Origin of the sequence: Streptomyces sp. NPDC058240 (assembly GCF_042882135.1) — a bacterium.
Taxonomy (GTDB): Bacteria; Actinomycetota; Actinomycetes; order Streptomycetales; family Streptomycetaceae; genus Streptomyces.
The window spans coordinates 65,982-86,960 of the sequence record NZ_JBHVWT010000027.1; the positions used below are offsets into that span (position 1 = coordinate 65,982).

General features: G+C 71.0%; 4 protein-coding genes and 1 pseudogene. 3 read left to right on the top strand and 2 right to left on the bottom strand.

Annotated features, from left to right (window positions below; genetic code table 11):
* The first annotated feature begins 199 nt into the window (after positions 1–199).
* From ACFVX4_RS30050 to ACFVX4_RS30060, 3 genes are read left to right on the top strand one after another with little or no spacing between them, the layout of a single operon-like run.
* Entirely contained in the window at positions 200–1,489 is a 1,290-nt protein-coding gene (locus ACFVX4_RS30050) for a sensor histidine kinase (RefSeq protein WP_389983031.1), read from the top strand.
* Positions 1,477–2,124 (top strand): response regulator transcription factor, encoded by a 648-nt coding sequence (locus tag ACFVX4_RS30055; protein WP_266430959.1) that lies wholly within the window; start codon positions 1,477–1,479, stop codon positions 2,122–2,124. Before ACFVX4_RS30050 ends, ACFVX4_RS30055 begins: the two co-directional genes overlap by 13 nt.
* A 38-nt stretch (positions 2,125–2,162) precedes the next feature.
* A complete protein-coding gene (locus ACFVX4_RS30060) occupies positions 2,163–3,827 on the top strand; it encodes an MFS transporter (RefSeq protein ID WP_389983035.1) in 1,665 nt (554 codons plus the stop codon).
* Between the two features lie 68 nt (positions 3,828–3,895).
* Here the strand turns inward: ACFVX4_RS30060 and ACFVX4_RS30065 are convergent.
* A pseudogene (locus ACFVX4_RS30065) lies at positions 3,896–14,833 on the bottom strand (SDR family NAD(P)-dependent oxidoreductase); the annotation flags it as partial.
* Positions 14,834–15,020: 187 nt separating this feature from the next.
* Positions 15,021–20,979 (bottom strand): type I polyketide synthase (locus tag ACFVX4_RS30070; protein WP_389983038.1); only part of this gene is annotated, 5,959 nt, incomplete at its 5' end.

Consider the following 20,979-nt stretch of genomic DNA (forward strand, 5'->3'; position numbering starts at 1 on the left):
AGGAAAGTCCACCCCTGACCTGGGCCTTTCCCCACTACTCCACCAGGGTTCACGCGCGATCCTTGAAACGCCGTGACACTGGGCACGGTCGAGTGAGACCGCCCGGTCACCGCCCGCACGTGTTGCATCATGGGCCCGTGGGGAACTCGATCGCCCGGACAGGACCTGAACGCTTCCGGGGCACAGGAGGTTGGAGCAGTTGAACAAGATTTGGGCCGCACGATTACCGGCATCGTCCCGCGGCCTGGCGCAACGGCTGCACTGGTGCGCACGGGGCCTGACGGTCGCCGTGCTCTCCCAGATCGGCAGCCTCGTCCTGTTCACCGTCATGGTTGTCACTCTCGCCTCACTGGTCGTCGGAGTGGGCTTCCTCGTCCTCCCGGTCGTCATGATCGCGGTACGCGGTCTGGCCAACTTCCACCGGCGGACGGCCGAAGAATGGTCCGGCGTGCCCATCGAAACGCCCTACCGCCCCACCGACTCGAACGATCCCTACGACACCGCCGGGTCGGTCACGCACTGCCGCCAGTTGCTGTCCGACCCCGCCACCTGGCGGGACTTCCTGTGGACGCTGCTCGACACACCCGTCGGGCTGATCCTGGGACTGCTGCCCGCCTCGTTCGTCGCCTACGGCCTCAACGGCATGTTCGTCACCCCCCTCCTCTGGGAGAGCATGGGACCGCACTGGGGCTTCGGAGCGATCTGGTTCATCACCGACCAGACCGAGGCCAACCTCGCCATCCCGCAGGGCATGCTGTTCGTGGTCCTCGGCCTGCTGATCTCACCATCACTGGCACGGCTGCACATCCGCTTCAACCGACTGCTGCTGTCCCCCACCCGCAACGCCAGGCTCACCCTGCGGGTGGAGCGGTTGACCGAGACGCGCTCGGAGACCATGGAGTCCCAGGCGGCCGAACTCCGCAGGATCGAGAGGGACCTGCACGACGGCGCGCAGGCCCGCCTGGTGTCCCTCGGCATGAGCCTGGGACTCGCCGACACCCTGCTGGAGAGCAACCCCGCCATGGTGCGCAAACTCTTGGCCGACGCCGTGGAATCCAGCAGCCAGGCACTGACCGAACTGCGGGACCTGGTACGCGGCATCCACCCGCCCGTACTGGCCGAGCGCGGACTCGACGGCGCCGTGAGGGCGTTGGCGGTGAGCCTGGCCGTACCCGTCGAAGTGCAGATCGACCTCCCCTCCCGGCCCCAGTTGCCGGTCGAGTCGGCCGTGTACTTCGTGATCGCCGAGGCACTCACCAACATCACCAAGCACAGCGGCGCGGGCCGCGCGAGCGTGCGCCTCTGGTACGCCGGCGGGAAACTCCGGGCCCAGGTCGGCGACGACGGACGCGGCGGAGCGGACGCCGAGGGCGGCAGCGGCCTGCGCGGCCTGCAACGCCGACTCGCGGCCTTCGACGGAGAACTCGCCATCAGCAGCCCGACCGGTGGACCGACCCTAGTGACGATGGAGCTTCCGTGCGCGTTGTGATCGCCGAGGACCTGGCCCTGCTGAGGGAGGGACTGGTACAACTGCTCACAGTCCACGACTTCGAAGTGGTCGAAGCGGTGGACAACGGCCCCGCCGTGCTGCGGGCCCTGCTCCAGCACCGGCCCGACGTGGCCATCGTCGACGTACGACTGCCACCGACCTTCACCGACGAAGGACTGCACGCCGCCGTGCAGGCCCGCACGCAGGTGCCGGGGCTGCCCATCCTGGTGCTCTCCCAGCACGTCGAGCAGATGTACGCGCGCGAGCTGCTGTCCGACCAGAACGGGGGCGTGGGCTATCTGCTCAAGGACCGCGTCTTCGACGTGCGCCGCTTCGTCGACATGGTCCGTCAGGTGGCCGCGGGCGGAACCGTCATGGATCCCAAAGTGGTCTCCGAGCTGTTGATCAAGCACGACACCGAGACCAGCCCGGTGCACGCCCTGACCGAGCGGGAACGCGAAGTGCTCGGGCTGATGGCCGAAGGACGGTCCAACGCGGCGGTCGCCGCCAAGATGTTCGTCTCCGAGAAAGCGGTCAGTAAACACACCAACAGCATCTTCACGAAGCTGGGCCTCACCGCGTCGGGAGACGACAACCGGCGTGTATTGGCAGTACTCGCCTACCTCAACGCGTAGGCGCAGAACCGGGCAGCGAAGCAGGAGCGGAACACGCCATGAGCAACGCAGACACAGCGGCGATACAGCCGACCAGGAGGGCCGGGCGGAAGCAGTGGACAGGACTCGCCGTCCTCATCCTCCCCGTCCTGCTGGTCTCCCTCGACATGCAAGTGCTGTCCTATGCACTGCCGTTCATCAGCGCCGAGCTGGGCCCGAGCAGCGCGGAACTCCTCTGGATCGTCAACATCTACCCGTTCGTCCTCGCCGGGCTGCTCCTGACGATGGGCTCGTTCGGCGACCGGATCGGCCGCAGACGGCTCCTGATGATCGGCGCGGTCGTCTTCGGACTGGCCTCGGTGGTGGCCTGCCTCGCGAGTGGACCGGCCATGCTCATCGCGACCCGCGCCCTGATGGGGCTCGGCGGCGCCACCCTGATGCCGTCCACCCTGTCCCTCATCCGCAACATGTTCAGCGACGACGGGCAGCGTCGCATCGCCATCGCCGTGTGGACCGGCGCGTTCGCCGCCGGTGCCATCCTCGGCCCGCTCCTGGGCGGCGTACTCCTCGAACACTTCTGGTGGGGATCGGTCTTCCTGGTCAACCTGCCCGTCATGGCGCTGCTGCTCATCCTCGCGCCGCCGCTGCTCCCGGAGTCCAAAGCAGAGAAGCCCGGCAGATTCGATCTGTTCAGCGCCGCGCTGTCACTGGCCGCGGTACTGCCCGCCGTCTACGGTATCCAGAAGATGGCCGAGGACGGAGTGAGCGCGGTACCCGTCGTCGTCTTCCTCGTGGGTCTCGGCATCGGCTGGTACTTCCTGAGGCGCCAGCGAGTCCTGGCCGAACCCCTGCTGGATGTACGGCTGTTCCGCGACCGGGCGTTCAGCGCGTCCGTCGCGACCAGCGTGCTCGCGATCTTCTCCCTCGTCGGGTCCGGCCTCTTCACCTCCCAGTACCTGCAAATGGTGCTCGGGTTCGGGCCGTTGCAGGCGGGGCTCTGGGCGCTGCCCGCCGCGGGCGCCGCCCTGGTCAGCTCCGCGACGGCCCCGCTGCTGGTGCGGTTCGTACGACCCGGAGTGGTCGTGACCGGCGGCCTGGTGGTCGCCGCCGCCGGGTACGGCGTGCTCTCCCAGCTCCACGCGAGCTCCGGTGTCGGAGTGCTCGCCCTCGGCACGGTGATCATGGCGGCCGGCATCACGCTGGTCATGACGACCACGTCCGACCTGGTCATCGCCACGGCGCCGGCCGACCGCGCCGGATCGGTCTCCGGACTGTCCCAGACCGCCACCGAGTTCGGTGGCGCCTTCGGCGTCGCCATCCTGGGCAGCATCGGGACCGCCGTGTACCGGCACGACGTGGCCCGGGAGGCTCCGGCCGGTCTGCCGCGCGACGCGGTCGGTTCCGCGAAGGACACCCTGGGCGGCGCGGTGGAGACTGCGCAGCACCTGCCGTCCCGTACCGGTGAGGAGCTGCTCGACGTCGCACGGGAGGCCTTCGCGCACGGGCTGCGCGTCGCCTCCTGGACCGCGGTCGGCCTGCTCCTCGCGATGGCTGTGACCTCACTGATCCTGCTGCGACACACGCGGGCGGGGGCTCCCGAGACGGGGGCGGAGGTCCCCGGGGCGGCGGGGGCTCCCGAGACGGGGGAGGTTCCCGAAGCGAGGGTGGGCGAGGACGGTGCGCGTGAAGGTGGCGCGTCTTCGAGGGTGCCCGGCCGCGGCTGAACAACAGTGAGGGCCGGCCCCCCAGCCGACGACCGGGGGCCGGCCCTCACCATGTGCCTGACGCGTGGTCAGTCGGTTTCCAGCTCACTGTCGAGCATGTCGAACAGCTCATCGGCGGAGACCGACTCCAACGCCGCCCGGTCATCGGCCGGCGTCTGCCGGCTTTCCGGCTCGGAGACCTCGCCCCACTGCGCCGTCAGCGCCCGCAGCCGCGCCGCGACCCTGGCGTGCTCGGCCTCGTCCGGTGCGGCGCCGCTCATGGCGGCTTCCAGGCCGGCGAGTTCCGCCTCCAGCGACGAACCCTGGGCGGCACCGTCGTCGACCAGTTCGGCCCGCAAATGCCGGGCCGCGGCCAGCGGAGTCGGGTGGTCGTAGATCAGCGTGGACGGCAGCCGGAGCCCACTGGCACTGCCGAGCCGGTTGCGCAGCTCCAGAGCCGTCAGCGAGTCGAAGCCCAGCTCCACGAACCCTCGCAGCGGATCAACTGCCTGGCCCCGTGCGTGACCGAGCACCTCGGCCGTGTGACTGCGCACCAGGTGCAGCAGCGTCCGCTCCTGCTCCTCGGCCGACAGCGACGCCAACTGGCTCACCAGCAGGGTGCCTTGTGACTCGGCCGCCGCTCCGCCGCCGTTGTCCACGGCCCGGCGGGACGGGGCCCGTACCAGTGCGCGCAGCATCGCCGGTACGCCGTCGGTGCCGCTGCCGGTACGGGCGCGGGTGATGTCCAGAGCCATCGGCAGCAGTACCGGCCGCCCGGACGTGCCCCGAGCGAGCGCGGCGTCGAAGTGGGCCAGGCCCTCGTCCGCCGCGAGCGCCCGCATGCCGGAGCGCGCCATCCGGCGCAGATCGGCGTCGGCGAGCTGGTCGCCCATCCCCGTCTCCGCGTTCCACAGACCCCAGGCCAGCGAGAGCCCGGTGAGCCCCTGCGCCCGCCGATGCTGGACCAGCGCGTCCAGGAAGGCGTTCGCGGCGGCGTAGTTGACCTGCCCGGCCGCGCCGAGCGTGCCCGCCGCGGAGGAGAAGAGCACGAACGCCGCCAGCTCCGCGTCCGCCGTCAGCCGGTGAAGATTGAGCGCCGCGTCCACCTTGGGGCGCAGTACCGTCTCGAACTGCTCGGGTGTCACCGAGGCCAGCGTCGCGTCGTCCAGTACACCGGCGGCATGCACGACGCCGGTCAGCGGACGTGTGGCCGGAATGCGCGCGAGGACCGCGGAGAGTTCGTCCTCGTCCGCCGCGTCACAGGCCACGATGTCGACGCTCGCGCCGAGGTCGGCCAGTTGGGCGGCGAGCTTGTCGGCCCCTTCGGCCGCCGGACCGCGGCGGCTGAGCAGCAACAGGTGGCGTACGCCGTGTGCCGTCACGAGATGACGGGCGAGGGCACTGCCCAGGCCGCCCGTTCCTCCGGTGACCAATACGGTTCCGTCGGCGTCGAGTTGGCTGCTCGCGCGGTCGGTACGGTCCGCACCGGTGGCGACCCGTACGAGCCGGGGGACGAGCGCGGCAGCGCCACGCAGGGCGACCTCCGGCTCCCCGATCGACACGGCTGCCGACAGCGCCTTCCGTGACTCCGGCGTACCGTCCACATCCACCAGCGCCACCCGGCCCGGGTGCTCCTCGCGCACCGCGCGCACCAGGCCCCAGACCGCCGAGCCTGCCAGGTCGAGCACGTCCTCGGCCTCCTCGCCGGGACGGGACGCGGCGACGGCGCGCCGGGTGACGACGACGATCCGGGACGAGGCGAACCGTTCGTCCGTAAGCCACCGCTGGAGCAGAATCAGCGCCCGGCCGGTGGCGGTGCGTACCGCTGCGGACGACGCGGCGCCGGCATCGGGCTCGTCGTCGCAGTGGACCAGTACGTCGGCCGGTATTTCGGCCGGCAGGAGCGCCTCGGCACCCGCCAGCCACTCGGCCGCTCCGGGGTACGCGCCGACCGGACGGATCGTGAGGACGTCCGCGCTCCCGACGGCCGGTGCGGGCAGCGGAGCCGGCAGCCAGTCCACGCCGTACAGCGGCTGATGGCCACCGTGCGGGCCGCTGCTGGAGATGAGCAGCTGTTCCGTGCTGAGGGCACGCAGCACAAGGGACTGTACGGAGGCGACCGGCTCGCCCTGTGGGTCGGCTGCGACGACGGACAGCGCGTTGGCGGCGGTACGGCTGATCCGCACCCGCAGCCGCGTCGCGCCGGACGCGTGGAGAGTCACGCCCTGCCAGGCGAAGGGGAGCAGCATGCCCGACTGCTCGGGTTCGTCGTCGTGGACGTCGGCGCTGCCCAGGTCGGCGGCGTGGAGTGCGGCGTCGAGGAGGGCGGGGTGCAGCCCGAACGCGCCCACATCGCCGTGGGCCTCTTCGGGGAGGGCGACTTCGGCGTAGACGGCGTTGTCATGGTGCCAGGCGGCCTTGAGGCCCTGGAAGGCGGGGCCGTAGTGGTAGCCCTGGGTGGCGAGGTCTTCGTAGGTGTGGTGCAGGGGGATGGGCAGGGCGCCGACCGGCGGCCACGTGGTGAGGGCGGAGTCGGCGTCGGGCGTGGGGGACTGGGCGGTAAGAGTGCCTTCCGCGTGCTGGGTCCAGGCCGCGTCCGCGGACTGGGGGCGTGAGTGGATGGTGAGGGTGCGGCGGTCGGACGTGTCAGGGGGCCCGACCGTGATCTGGAGCTGGAGAGCCTGCTCCGGGGCGAGAACGAACGGCGCCTGGAGGGTGAGCTCTTCGAGGTGGGGGGTGCCGGTGTGGTCACCGGCGTGGATGGCGAGTTCGACGAGAGCGGTGCCGGGGAGGAGCACAGTGTCCCCGATGGCGTGGTCGGCGAGCCAGGGGTGGGTCTGGAGTGAGACGCGGCCGGTGAGGATGGATTCGTCGGTGCCGGCGCGGTGGAGTACGGCGCCGAGCAGGGAGTGCTGGGCGGAGTCCTGGCCGAGGGTGGTGACGTCGCCGGTGTCGGGGGTGGACTCCAGCCAGTAGCGCCGGTGTTGGAAGGGGTAGGTGGGGAGATCGACCGGGCGGGCGGGGCGGCCGGTGTGCAGGGCGGGCCAGTTGACGGTGTGCCCACTGGTCCAGAGGCGGGCCAGGGCGGTGAGGGTCTCGGCCTCCTCGGGGCGGTTGCGGCGCAGGAGGGAGATGAATGTGGCTGTGGTGTCGTCGGGGAGGGCGTCGGGGGCCATGGCGGTGAGGACCGTGTCGGGGCCGATTTCGAGGTAGGTGGTGATGCCTTCGGTGGCCAGGGCGCGTATGGCGTCGTTGAAGCGGACGGCTTCGCGGACGTGGGTCACCCAGTAGTCGGGGGACGTGAGCTCACCCGGCGTGGCGGTGCGTCCGGTGACGTTCGAGATGACCGGGGTACGGGGCTCGCTGTAGGCGAGGCCCGACACCACCGTGCGGAACTCGTCCAGCATCGGGTCCATCAGCGGGGAGTGGAAGGCGTGCGAGACCTTCAGGTACGAGGTCTTGCCGCCCTGGGCGCGTACCGCTTCCACGACCTTGTCGACGGAGGCCGCCGTGCCGGAGACCACCACTGCGCGAGGGCCGTTTACCGCTGCGATCGCCGCGTTGCCGACGCCGTTGAGGTGGGTGCGGACATCGTCTTCGGTGGCCTGGAGGGCGGCCATGGTGCCGCCGTCGGGCAGGGCCTGCATGAGGCGGCCGCGCGCGGCGACCAGGGTGCAGGCGTCGGCGAGGGAGAACACGCCGGCGGCGTGCGCCGCGCTGATCTCGCCGATGGAGTGCCCGGCCAGCAGATCGGGGCGTACACCCAGCGACTCCACCAGGCGGAACAGGGCCGTCTCGACAGCGAACAGGGCGGGCTGGGCGTACTCCGTCCGGTCCAGCAGCACCGCCAGGTCCGAACCCTCCTGAGCGAAGAGCACGTCTTTCAGGGGGTGGTCCAGCAGGGGGTCCAGGTGCCCGCACACCTCGTCCAGGGCTGCCGCGAACACCGGAAAGGCTGCGGCGAGTTCGCGTCCCATACCGGGGCGTTGGGCGCCTTGTCCGGTGAACAGGAAGGCGGTCCTGCCGCTGGTGCGGGCGACTGCGCGGACGAGTTCGGTGGCGGGGGTGTCCTGGCTCAGGGCGCGCAGTCCGGTGCTGAGTTCTGCCGGGTCGGTGCCGGTGATGACGGCGCGGTGTTCCAGGTGTGCGCGGGTGGCGGCCAGGGCGTACCCGATGTCGGCCGGGGCGGGGGCGTCGGTGCGTTCCAGGAGGTTGAGCAGGCCGGCTGCCTGGGCGCGCAGCGCGTCCGGGCTGGCGCCGGACACCGGCCAGAGCACCGGCCCGGTGGTGTCACCGCGCTTCGGCCCGGCCGTCTCGGCCGGTGCCGGTGCCGGTGCCTGTTCCAGGATCACGTGCGCGTTCGTACCACTGATCCCGAACGACGACACCGCCGCACGGCGGGGCTCTTCACCGGTCCAGGCCATCGCCTCGGTGAGTAGTTCCACCTGTCCGGACGTCCAGTCCACCTTCGATGACGGCTCGTCCACGTGCAGGGTCTTGGGCAGTATGCCGTGGCGCATCGCCATGACCATCTTGATGATTCCGGCCACGCCCGCGGCGGCTTGGGTGTGTCCCAGGTTCGACTTGATGGAGCCGAGCCGCAGGGGGCTTTCGGCGGGGCGGTTCTGGCCGTAGGTGGCGAGGAGTGCTTGTGCCTCGATGGGGTCGCCGAGGACGGTGCCGGTGCCGTGTGCTTCGACGGCGTGGATGTCGGTGGGGTTGAGGCGGGCGTTGTGGAGGGCTTGGTGGATGACGCGTTGTTGTGAGGGGCCGTTGGGTGCGGTGAGGCCGTTGCTTGCGCCGTCCTGGTTGACGGCGCTGCCTCGTACGACTGCCAGTACGTGGTGTCCGTTGCGCTGGGCGTCGGAGAGCCGCTCCACCAGCAGCATGCCGACACCCTCGGAGAGGCTCGTGCCGTCCGCCGCTCCGGCGAACGCCTTCGTCCTGCCGTCCGGTGCCAGATTTCGCGCCCTGCTGAAGTCGATGAACGTTTCCGGCGTGAACATCACCGAGACCCCGCCGGCGAGGGCCAGCGAGCATTCGCCGTTGCGCAGCGCCTGCACCGCGAGGTGCAGTGCGACCAGCGACGACGAGCACGCCGTGTCGACGCTCATCGCGGGGCCTTCGAGGCCGAGGGTGTAGGAGATGCGGCCGGAGGCGACGCTGCCGAGGCTGCCGTTGCCGAGGTAGGTGTCGACGCCTTCGGGGAGTGGGGAGTTGCCGAGGCGGGAGGCGTAGTCGTGGTACATGATGCCGGCGAAGACGCCGGTGCGGCTGCCGCGCAGGGTGTGGGGGTCGAGTCCGGCGCGTTCGAGTGCTTCCCAGGATGCTTCCAGGAGCAGGCGTTGCTGGGGGTCGGTGGCCAGTGCTTCGCGGGGGGAGATGCCGAAGAACTCGGCGTCGAAGTCCGCCGCGTCGTAGAGGAAACCGCCTTCGCGTGAGTGACTGGTGTTCGCCCGCAGCCCGCTGGTGTCGCAGATCTCCTCGATGTTCCAGCCTCGGTCTTCGGGGAAGGGTGAGATGCCGTCGCGTCCCTCGGCGAGCAACGCCCAAAGGTCTTCGGGAGAGTTGACGTCGCCGGGGAAGCGGCAGCTCATGCCGACGATGGCGATGGGCTCGTCGGGGGCCGCGCCCGGGGTGACGACCGGGCCGGTGTTCTGGGGCTCGTCGGTGCCGATCAGTTCGGTGCGGAGGTACTCCGCCAGGGCGACCGGTGTGGGGTGGTCGAAGACAAGGGTGACCGGCAGCCGGATTCCGGCCGCCGTGCCGAGACGGTTGCGCAGTGCCACAGCGGCGAGCGAGTCGAATCCCAGGTCCTTGAACGCGCGGTCCGGGTCGACGGCGTCGCCGCTCTCATGACCGAGAATGCCGGCGACCTGAGTACGTACCAGATCCAGCAGCAGGCGGTCGCGTTCGGGCACGGACATCCGCAGGAGCTGGTGGGCCAGCGTGTCGCCGCCGTCCGCAGCCGCGGACGCTACGGAGCGCCGGGTCACGGGGCGTACCAGAGAGCTCAGCAGCGGTGGCAGGTCGCCGGGGCGTTCGCGCAGCGCCTTGAGGTCCAGCCGGATCGGCAGCAGGACAGGCGTCCCGCTGGACACGGCGGTGTCGAAGAGAGCGAGGCCTTCGTCTCCGGACAGGCCGCGCACGCCGGACTTTGCCATCTGCTCGACGTCTGCCGTCGTCAGATGGGTGGTCATGTTGGTGTTCTGGGTCCAGAGTCCCCAGGCGAGGGAGTGTGCGGGTTGGTTCTGGGTGTGGCGGTGGGTGGCGAGGGCGTCGAGGAAGGCGTTGGCGGCGGCGTAGTTGGCTTGTCCTGCGCCATCGAGGGTGGCGGCTGCGCTGGAGTAGAGGATGAAGTGGGTGAGGTTGAGGTGTTGGGTGGTGTGGTGGAGGTGCCAGGCGGCGTCTGCTTTGGGGGTGAGGGTGGTGTTGAGGTGGTGGGGGGTTTGGTTGGTGAAGGTGGCGTCGTTGAGGGTTCCTGCGGTGTGGATGATGCCTTTGAGGTGGGGGGTGTTGTTGATGAGTTGGGTGAGTTGGGTGGGGTTGCTGACGTCGCAGGTGGTGAGGGTGATGTGGGCGCCGAGTTGGGTGAGGTGTTGGGTGAGTTGGGTGGCGTTTGGTGCGTGGGGTCCTTGTCGGCTGGCGAGGGTGAGGTTTTTGATGTGGTGGTGGGTGATGAGGTGTGCGGCGATGAGGGTGGCGAGTCCGCCGGTGCCGCCGGTGATGAGGAGGGTGTCTTCGGGGCCCCAGTCCTCGAAACCGGTGAGGGCGGGGGTGGTTGAGGTGTCGGGGTGGGGTGTGGTGGCTCGTACGAGGCGGGGTACGTAGGTTTCGCCGTTGCGCAGGGCCAGTTCCGGCTCACCACCCGACACCACCGCGGCGGCGAGCTGCCGCGCGGACTCCGGCGTGCCGTCCGAATCGACCAGGACGAAGCAGTCCGGCGTCTCGGCCTGTGCGGCGCGCACCAGACCCCACACCGACGCACCGACGACGTCCACCGGCAGCCCCTCGGGGCCTGCGGCGCCCTGCGTGACCACGGCCAGCCGGGAAGAGACCGGCCGGTCCTCGGCCGACCACTGCTGCAGTGCGGCCAGCACGGTGCCGAGCACTTCGCGCAGTCGCTGCGGCACCTGCTCCGCGTCCGTGATGTCGACCGGCGGGCAGGGGAGAACCAGCACCTCCGGTGCCGGCCCGTCCGGCCCGTCGGTGCGCGTTGCGTCGCCGGCCGGCAGCAGCGCGGCGGACACGGCAGAGTCTGCGGTTTCGTCCTCGGACAGGAGAGCCCAGGGCACCGCGCGTGCCGATGCCGCTTCGCCCGCCTTCGCCGCCGCCTGCCACTCCACCTGGAACAGGGAGTCGCGGTGCGGTGCCGGGGTGGCCGACAGTCCGCCGAGCGCGACCGGACGCAGCATCAGCGCGTCGACGGATGCGACCGGCGCTCCCGTCGCGTCCGCCAGACGCAGACTCACCGCGTCGTCGCCGGCCGGGGAGACCCGTACCCGCAGTGCGGCCGCGCCCACGGCTCGCAGGCTCACGCCGCTCCAGCTGAAGGGCAGCCGGATCTGTCCGTCGGAGGTGTCGGAAGAAGTGTCGAACGGGCCGAGGCCCGCGGCGTGCAGGGCCGCGTCCAGCAGCGCCGGGTGCAGTCCGAACCTGGCGGCCTCGGCGCGGGCGTCCTCGGGCAGGGCGATTTCCGCGAACACCTCGTCGCCGCGCTGCCAGGCGGCGCGCAGCCCCTGGAAGGCAGGACCGTAGCCGTAGCCCTGGTCAGCGAGCCGCTCGTACAGGTCCGTCACGTCCAGCGCGGTGGCGCCTTCGGGCGGCCAGACGGCCGACGTGTCGGCAGCCGCGCCCGCATCCGGCGCCGTCTCGGACACGAGGAAGCCGCTGGCGTGCCCCGTCCATGCCGTCTCGGCGCCGTCGGTGTTCTCCGCTCCGGGGGCGGTCAGCGGGCGCGAGTGCACGGCGACCGGTCGCCGTCCGGTCGCGTCCGGTACGCCCACGAACACCTGGAGCTGGACGCCGCCCTTCTCGGACAGCAACAGCGGTGCGGTCAGGGTGAGTTCGTCGACCCGGCCGCAGCCGACCTGGTCACCGGCGCGTACGGCGAGCTCCACCAGCGCGGTGCCGGGCAGCAGTACCGTGCCGCCGGCCGCGTGGTCGGCCAGCCACGGGTGGGAGTCGAGGCCGATCCGGCCGGTCAGGAGCGCCCCGTCCGCGTCGGCCAGCCCCACCACCGCGCCCAGCAGCGGATGGTCGGCGGCGTCGAGCCCGGCCGAGGTCACATCCGCACCGCCCGCGTCCGGTCGCGGCCAGTACGGCCGGCGCTGAAACGGGTAGGTGGGCAGGTCGACCCACGCCGGGGCGTACGGCGTGAACAACGACTCCCAGTCCACGGCCACGCCCTGCACCCAGGCCTCGCCGAGCGAGAGCAGGAAACGGTCCATGCCGCCCTCATGCCTGCGCAGCGAACCGATGGCAGCGGTGGGCCGCCCGGCCGCCTCGCCGGTCTCCTGGATGCCCATGGACAGCACCGGGTGCGGGCTGGCCTCGACGAAGACGCCGTGGCCGTCGGCGAGCAGGGCCCGGGTGGTCTCCTCGAAGCGCACCGTCTGCCGCAGATTGCGGTACCAGTACGAGGCGTCGAGCTCGCCGGTGTCGATCAGCGACGCGGTCACCGTCGAGTAGAACGGGATGCGCGAGGGGCGGGGCGTGATGTCCGCCAGTACTTCCAGCAACTCCTGCTCGATGGACTCCACATGGGCGGAGTGCGAGGCGTAGTCGACCGGGATCCTGCGCGCCCAGATGTCCTCGGCCTGGAGCTCGGCGAGGAGCTCGTCCAATGCGTCGGAGTCACCGGAGACGGCGACCGAACCGGCGCCGTTGATCGCGGCGACGGACAGCCGGCCGTCCCAGCGGCGCAGCCGCTCGGCGACCTGCTCGGCGGGGGAGGACACCGACATCATGCCGCCGGGGCCGGTCAGCCGGCGGGCGATGGCCTGGCTGCGCAGCGTCACCACGCGGGCGGCGTCTTCGAGGGAGAGGGCGCCCGCGACGCAGGCCGCGGCGATCTCGCCCTGCGAATGGCCCACCACCGCGGCGGGCTTCACACCGTTGGCGTGCCACAGTTCAGCCAGCGAGACCATCACGGAGAACAGCACCGGCTGGACCACGTCGACGCGTTCGAGGATGGGCGCGTCAGGTTCGCCCCGCAGTACGGCGAGCAGGTCCCAGTCGACGTAGGGGCTGAAGGCGTCCGCGCAGGCACGTATCCGCTCGGCGAACACCGGTGCCCGGTCCAGCAGTTCCAGGGCCATGCCGGCCCACTGCGAACCCTGCCCGGGGAAGACGAACGCGACCTTGGCCCGGCCGGCGGCGATGCCGCTCGCCAGGTTGTCCGGGGTGTCGCCGTCGGCGGTGCACCGCAGCCCCGCCAGCAGGCTGTCCCGGCCGTCGGCGACCAGCACGGCCCGGTGCTCCAGCGCGGCACGGGTGGTCGCCAGGGAGTACCCGAGGTCCGCGGGGCGCAGCCCGAGGTCGGCCGCGACCCGCTCGGCGAGCCGGTCGGCCTGGGCGCGCAGCGCCGCTGCGCTCTTCGCGGTGATGAGGTAGGGCAGCGCGGCCGAGGTGTCCGGCGCGGCCACCGCGGGCGCTTCGGCTTCGGGCGCCTGCTCAATGATGACGTGCGCGTTGGTGCCGCTGAGGCCGAAGGAGGAAACCCCCGCGCGGCGGGGGCGGTCGCGCTGCCACGGCACCGGCTCGGTGAGCAGCTTCACCGCGCCGTCCTCCCAGTCCACCTTGGTGGACGGAGCATCCACATGCAGGGTCCTGGGCAGTATGCCGTGCCGCAGCGCCATCACCGACTTGATCACCCCGGCCACGCCTGCGGCGGCCTGGGTGTGCCCGATGTTCGACTTGACCGAGCCCAGCCACAGCGGGTTGTCGGCCGGACGCCCCTTGCCGTACGTCGCCATCAGGGCCTGTGCCTCGATGGGATCGCCGAGCACGGTGCCGGTGCCATGCGCCTCCACGACGTCGATGTCCCCGGTGGACAGGCCGGCGTCGGCCAGGGCCTGGCGGATCACCCGCTGCTGCGAGGGGCCGTTCGGGGCGGTGAGGCCGTTGCTGGCACCGTCCTGGTTCAGCGCGGAGCCGCGTACCACCGCGAGGATGCGGCGGCCGTTGCGGCGCGCGTCGGACAGCTTCTCCAGTACGAGCATGCCGGCGCCCTCGCCCCAGCCCGTACCGGCGGCGGCGTCGGCGAAGGACCGGCAGCGGCCGTCGAGGGCCAGCCCGCGCTGCCGGCTGAACTCCACGAACGTACGGGCCGTGGACATCACGGTGACGCCGCCGGCCAGGGCCAGCGAGCAGGTGCCCTGGCGCAGCGCCTGCACGGCCAGGTGGAGCGCCACCAGCGAGGACGAGCACGCCGTGTCGATCGATACGGCGGGCCCCTCCAGACCGAGGGTGTAGGAGATCCGTCCTGACACGATGCTGCCGTCGGTGCCGGTGACCATGAATCCTTCGGCACCCTCGGGCACCGTGCCCACCCGCACCGGGTAGTCGGTGGCCATGACGCCTGCGTACACCCCGGTCCGGCTGCCCGTCAGGCTGTGTGGATCGACTCCGGCCCGCTCGAACGCCTCCCAGGCGACTTCTAGCAGCAGTCGTTGCTGGGGGTCTGTGGCGGTCGCCTCGTGCGGGCTCATCCCGAAGAACGCCGGGTCGAACTCCGGCGCCCGGTGCAGGAATCCGCCCTGCCCGGTGTAGCTGGTGTGCGGCCGTACGCCGTCCGGGTCGTACACCCCGTCGAGGTCCCAGCCCCGGTTGTCCGGGAACCCGGTGATCGCGTCGGTGCCCGAGTCGACGAGCGACCACAGGTCCTCCGGAGACTCCACCCCTCCCGGGAAGCGGCAGCTCATGCCCACGATCGCCACCGGCTCCGCAGCGGCGGCCGTGGCCTCGTCATAGCGCCGGCGCAGCCGCTCGTTCTCCAGCAGCGATTTGCGCAGCGCCTCTGCGATCTTCTGGACAGGTGTATCCACGGTCGTCACTCGCACTCCTCGGTCGCTCGTGTCACTTGAGTCGCTTCGCCCGGACGGTGCTCCGTCCCCTCGTCCGGACAGTGCCCCGTCCCCGTCGACCCCGGTGGAACCGGAGACGACGGGGACGGCAGGGACGGCGGAACTGGCGGGGCCGGAGCCCGCGCGGTCACTCAGGCTGTTCGGAGTCGCTGCGCTCGAACGCCTCGCGTACGAGGTCCTCGATGTCCATCGCCAGGATCGCGTCGCTCTGGTCGCCTTCGGCCTCGGCATTCCGGTGCGCCGCTTCCGCGCTCTGTGCCGGGAGCCCGGACGGGGCCAGCGCCAGCAGTGCGTCCAGCAGGCCGGCTTCCCTGATACGGGCCAGCGGCACCGAGCCGAGCACCCGGCGCAGCGTGTCCTCGTCCTCGTTGTCCTCGTTCCCGTCCGCCGCCGGCACCTGCTGCTGCGCCCGGATCTCCTCGATCTCCGGCAGCAGTTCCTCCAGCAGGTAGCTCGCCAGGGTCTGGGGCGTCGGGTAGTCGAAGACCAGCGTGGCGGACAGGCGCTGACCGGTGGTCTTCTTGAGCCTGTTGCGCAGCTCCACCGCGGTGAGCGAGTCGAATCCGGACTCCTGGAACGACCGCGCCGGGTCGAGCGACGAGGCGTCGGCGTACCCGAGCACCGCGGCCACCTCGACGCAGATCATGTCCTCCAGCAGGAGGCGGCGCTCGTCGTCGGCGAGCGGTGCCAGCCGCTGCTCCAGCGAGGAGGGATCAACGGTGGTGGTGTGGGTGGTGGTGTGTGCGGTGGGGCGGGTGGGTGTTGTGGGGTGGAGGGTGTGGAGGAGGTGTTGGGTGGGGTGGTGGGGGTTGAGTTTGATGGGGAGGAGGGTGGGGTGGTTGGTGGTGGTGAGGGCGGTGTCGAAGTGGGTGAGGTTTTGGGTGGTGGTGAGGGGGAGGAGGGGGCCGTTGTTCATGCGGTTGAGGTTGGTCTGGGTGAGGTGTGTGGCCATGCCGTGGTTGGTGTTCCAGAGTCCCCAGGCGAGGGAGTGTGCGGGTTGGTTCTGGGTGTGGCGGTGGGTGGCGAGGGCGTCGAGGAAGGCGTTGGCGGCGGCGTAGTTGGCTTGTCCTGCGCCGTCGAGGGTGGCGGCTGCGCTGGAGTAGAGGATGAAGTGGGTGAGGTTGAGGTGTTGGGTGGTGTGGTGGAGGTGCCAGGCGGCGTCTGCTTTGGGGGTGAGGGTGGTGTTGAGGTGGTGGGGGGTTTGGTTGGTGAGGGTGGCGTCGTCGAGGGTTCCTGCGGTGTGGATGATGCCTTTGAGGTGGGGGGTGTTGTTGATGAGTTGGGTGAGTTGGGTGGGGTTGCTGACGTCGCAGGTGGTGAGGGTGATGTGGGCGCCGAGTTGGGTGAGGTGTTGGGTGAGTTGGGTGGCGTTTGGTGCGTGGGGTCCTTGTCGGCTGGCGAGGGTGAGGTTTTTGATGTGGTGGTGGGTGATGAGGTGTGCGGCGATGAGGGTGGCGAGTCCGCCGGTGCCGCCGGTGATGAGGAGGGTGTCTTCGGGGCCCCAGTCCTCGAAACCGGTGAGGGCGGGTGAGCCGACGGCCGTCACATCGGGTGCGACGCGTCCCAGCCGGGCCGCGTACACACCGTCCGACTGGACCGAAACCTGCGGCTCACCACTGGCGACCGCGGCCGGGAAGTGACGGGCCGAGGCCTCGTAGCCGTCCCAGCGGGCCAGTACGAAGCAGCCCGGATTCTCCTCCTGGGCCGACCTGACCAGCCCCCCCACCGCCGCATTGATCATGCTTCCCGGGCCATCCGTGTCCTGAGTCACGACGACCAGCCGCGAGGACGACAGCCGCTCCTCCGCCAGCCACTGCTGCAGAGTGCCCAGTACATCGCCGAGGACCTCACGAAGCCGCTCCGGCATCGTCGTCCTGCCGTCCGGGTCCGTGGCGTCGAACTCGACGACCGGGCACGGCAGCAGCACCACCGGTGGCACCGCATCGCCGAGCGAAGCCAGGTCCGGGTACGAAGCCAGGCCTGCCCAGGCCCACTTGTCAGCATCCGGACCGAGCACCGCCCAACTGGTGCCGGTACCCTCGCTCGCGCCTTCCGTCGGGATCGGGGTCCACTCCACGTGGTACAGCGGCAGCGAACCGCCACGCGCCGTCGCGATCTGCTCGGCAGACACCGGCCGGGCGACCATCGAGCGGACGGTTGCCACCGGTGCTCCGGCCGCGTCGGCCAGGTCCAGCGACGTCGTGTCCGCACTGCCGTCGACCGCCGCGACCCGGATCCGCAGCGCGGTCGCCCCCGAGGCGTGCAGCGACACGTCGCTCCACGCGAACGGCAGGGCCGCGCCGCGTCCGAGCTGCCGGCTGTCGCCGCCCACCAGCTCGGTGGCGTGGAGTGCGGCGTCGAGGAGGGCCGGGTGGAGACCGAACGCACCGGCGTCGCCGTGCGCCTCTTCGGGCAGGGCAACTTCGGCGAAGACGTCACCGTCGCGGCGCCAGGCGGCGCGCAGGCCCCGGAACACCGGGCCGTACTCCAGGCCGTCGGCGGCCAGCGTCGAGTAGAGCTCACTCACATCGACGGGGGCGGCGCCCTCGGGCGGCCATACGCTCAGATCGGCCCCGGAGCGGGACGCGCTCGCGCCGACGGCGAGCAGACCGCTGGCGTGCCGGGTCCAGGCGTCGGCAGAGGCCGCGTCCTGGACTCGCGAGTACACGTTGACCGGCCGCCGTGCGGACTCGTCGGGCTCACCCACGGACACCCGGAGGTCGCAGGCGCCCTGCGGCGGAAGGACGAGCGGCACTTCGAGGGTGAGCTCTTCCAGCAGGCCGCAACCCACCTGGTCGCCCGCCCGCAGGGCGAGTTCGACGCAAGCGGTGCCGGGCAGGAGGGTGGTGCCCATGACGGCGTGGTCGGCGAGCCACGGGTGGGTCTGGAGACCGATGCGTCCTGTCAGGACCACCGCGCTCGACTCCGGCAGCGTGATGGCGGCGCCGAGCAGCGGGTGCTGCGCGGGAGCGAGGCCGGAGGCGGACACGTCGGCCTGCTCGGCCACCGCGTTGATCCAGTAGTGCCGGCGCTGGAAGGGGTAGGTGGGGAGGTCGACGTGCCGGGCGGTTCCTGTGGTGTGCAGGGCCGGCCAGTGGACGGTGTGGCCGACGGTCCAGAGGCGGGCCAGCGCTGTGAGGGTCTCGGCCTCCTCGGGGCGGTTGCGACGCAGGAGCGGGATGAATGCGGCCGTGGTGTCGTCGGGCAGGGCGTCGGGGGCCATGGTGGTCAGGACCGTGTCCGGGCCGACCTCCAGGAACGTCGTGACGCCTTCGCCGGCCAGAGTCTGCACGCCGTCGGCGAAGCGGACCGCCTCGCGGACATGGGACACCCAGTAGTCGGGTGAGGTGAGTTCCCCTGCCATGGCGGTGCGTCCGGTGACGGTCGAGATGACCGGGGTACGGGGCTCGCTGTAGCTGAGGCCCGACACCACAGTGCGGAACTTGTCCAGCATCGGGTCCATCAGCGGGGAGTGGAAGGCGTGCGAGACCTTCAGACGCGACGTCTTGCCGCCCTGCGCCCGTACTGCCTCCACCACCTTCTCCACGGAGGCCGCAGCGCCGGAGACCACGATCGCGCGGGGTCCGTTGACGGCGGCGATGGCCGCGTCCTCGACTCCGTCGAGAATGGTGAGGATCTCGTCCTCGGTGGCCTGGACGGCCGCCATCACACCGCCGTCGGGCAGCGCCTGCATCAGGCGGCCGCGCGCCGCGACCAGAGCAGACGCGTCGGCCAGCGAGAACACTCCGGCCGCGTGCGCGGCGCTGATCTCGCCGATGGAGTGCCCGGCCAGCAGGTCGGGGCGTACCCCCAGCGACTCGGCCAGCCGGAACAGCGCCGTCTCGATGGCGAACAGGGCCGGCTGGGCGTACTCCGTACGGTCCAGCAGTGCAGCCTCCGCCGAGCCCTCCGCCGCGAACAGCACGTCCTTCAGCGGCCGTTCCAGCAGCGGGTCGAGGTGTGCGCACACCTCGTCGAGTGCGGCCGCGAACACCGGGAAGACCTCGGCGAGTTCACGGCCCATCCCGGTGCGCTGCGCGCCCTGTCCGGTGAACAGGAACGCCAGCCGCCCCTCAACCTGCGTGCCCAGTACGGTCCCTGCCGCTTCCTCGCCGGCCGCGAGTGTCCGCAGTCCGGCGAGCAGCTCATCGCGCCCTGCACCGGTGATGACCGCGCGGCGTTCCAGCTGCGCGCGGGTCGTGGCCAGTGCGAGCCCGACATCCACTGGCTCGGGGGCGTCCGTCCCCTCCAGCAGGTCCAGCAGGCCGGCTGCCTGCGCCCGCAGTGCGCCATCGGTCCGGGCACTGAACACCAGCGGCAGCACCGGCACCTCAGCATCCCGAGGTTCCGCCGCCGTCTCCTCCTGCGGTGCCTCTTCGATGATCACGTGGGTGTTGGTGCCGCTGATCCCGAACGACGAGACGCCCGCCCTTCGCGGCCCCTCGCTCTCCCAGGCCATCGCCTCGGTGAGTAGTTCCACCTGTCCGGACGTCCAGTCCACCTTCGATGACGGCTCGTCCACGTGCAGGGTCTTGGGCAGTATGCCGTGGCGCATCGCCATGACCATCTTGATGATTCCGGCCACGCCCGCGGCGGCTTGGGTGTGTCCCAGGTTCGACTTGATGGAGCCGAGCCGCAGGGGGCTTTCGGCGGGGCGGTTCTGGCCGTAGGTGGCGAGGAGTGCTTGTGCCTCGATGGGGTCGCCGAGGACGGTGCCGGTGCCGTGTGCTTCGACGGCGTGGATGTCGGTGGGGTTGAGGCGGGCGTTGTGGAGGGCTTGGTGGATGACGCGTTGTTGTGAGGGGCCGTTGGGTGCGGTGAGGCCGTTGCTTGCGCCGTCCTGGTTGACGGCGCTGCCTCGTACGACTGCCAGTACGTGGTGTCCGTTGCGCTGGGCGTCGGAGAGCCGCTCCACCAGCAGCATGCCGACACCCTCGCCCCAGCCGGTGCCGTCGGCCGAGTCGGAGAAAGAACGGATGCGGCCGTCGTGCGCCAGACCGCGCTGCCTGCTGAAGTCGATGAAGGTGTCAGGCGTGGACATCACGGTCGCGCCGCCGGCCAGGGCCAGCGAGCATTCGCCGTTGCGCAGCGCCTGGATTGCCCAGTGCAGTGCCACCAGCGACGACGAGCACGCGGTGTCCACCGTCACCGCGGGGCCTTCGAGGCCGAGGGTGTAGGAGATGCGGCCGGAGGCGACGCTGCCGAGGCTGCCGTTGCCGAGGTAGGTGTCGACGCCTTCGGGGAGTGGGGAGTTGCCGAGGCGGGAGGCGTAGTCGTGGTACATGATGCCGGCGAAGACGCCGGTGCGGCTGCCGCGCAGGGTGTGGGGGTCGAGTCCGGCGCGTTCGAGTGCTTCCCAGGATGCTTCCAGGAGCAGGCGTTGCTGGGGGTCGGTGGCCAGTGCTTCGCGGGGGGAGATGCCGAAGAACTCGGCGTCGAAGTCCGCCGCGTCGTGCAGGAAACCGCCCTCACGTGAGTAGGTCTTGCCGGACTTGCCGGGCTCCGGGTCATAGATGTCGTCGACGTTCCAGCCGCGGTCTTCGGGGAAGGGTGAGATGCCGTCGCGTCCTTCAGCGAGCAACTGCCAGAGATCTTCAGGGGAGTTGACGCCACCGGGGAAGCGGCAGCTCATGCCGACGATGGCGATGGGCTCGTCGGGGGCCGCACCGGACGGGACGACCGGGGTCGCGGTCGAGGCCGGGGCCGCGCCGAAGAGCTTGTCGCCCAGGTACTCGGCGAGTGCCTGCGGTGTCGGGTAGTCGAAGACGAGAGTCGCGGGCAGCCGCAGGGCGGTCGCCTTGTTCAGCCTGTTGCGCAGTTCCACGGCGGAGAGCGAGTCGAAACCGATCTCGGTGAACGCGCGCCGGGCGTCGACGGCGCTCGCGCTGTCGTGGTGCAGCACTCCGGCGACGTGCGTGCGTACGAGGTCCAGCAGGGCGCGCTCGCGCTCCGTCGCGTCCAGGCGGTGCAGCCGGGTGGCGAGTTCGGAGCCGGTGGTGGTGTGGGTGGTGGTGTGTGCGGTGGGGCGGGTGGGTGTTGTGGGGTGGAGGGTGTGGAGGAGGTGTTGGGTGGGGTGGTGGGGGTTG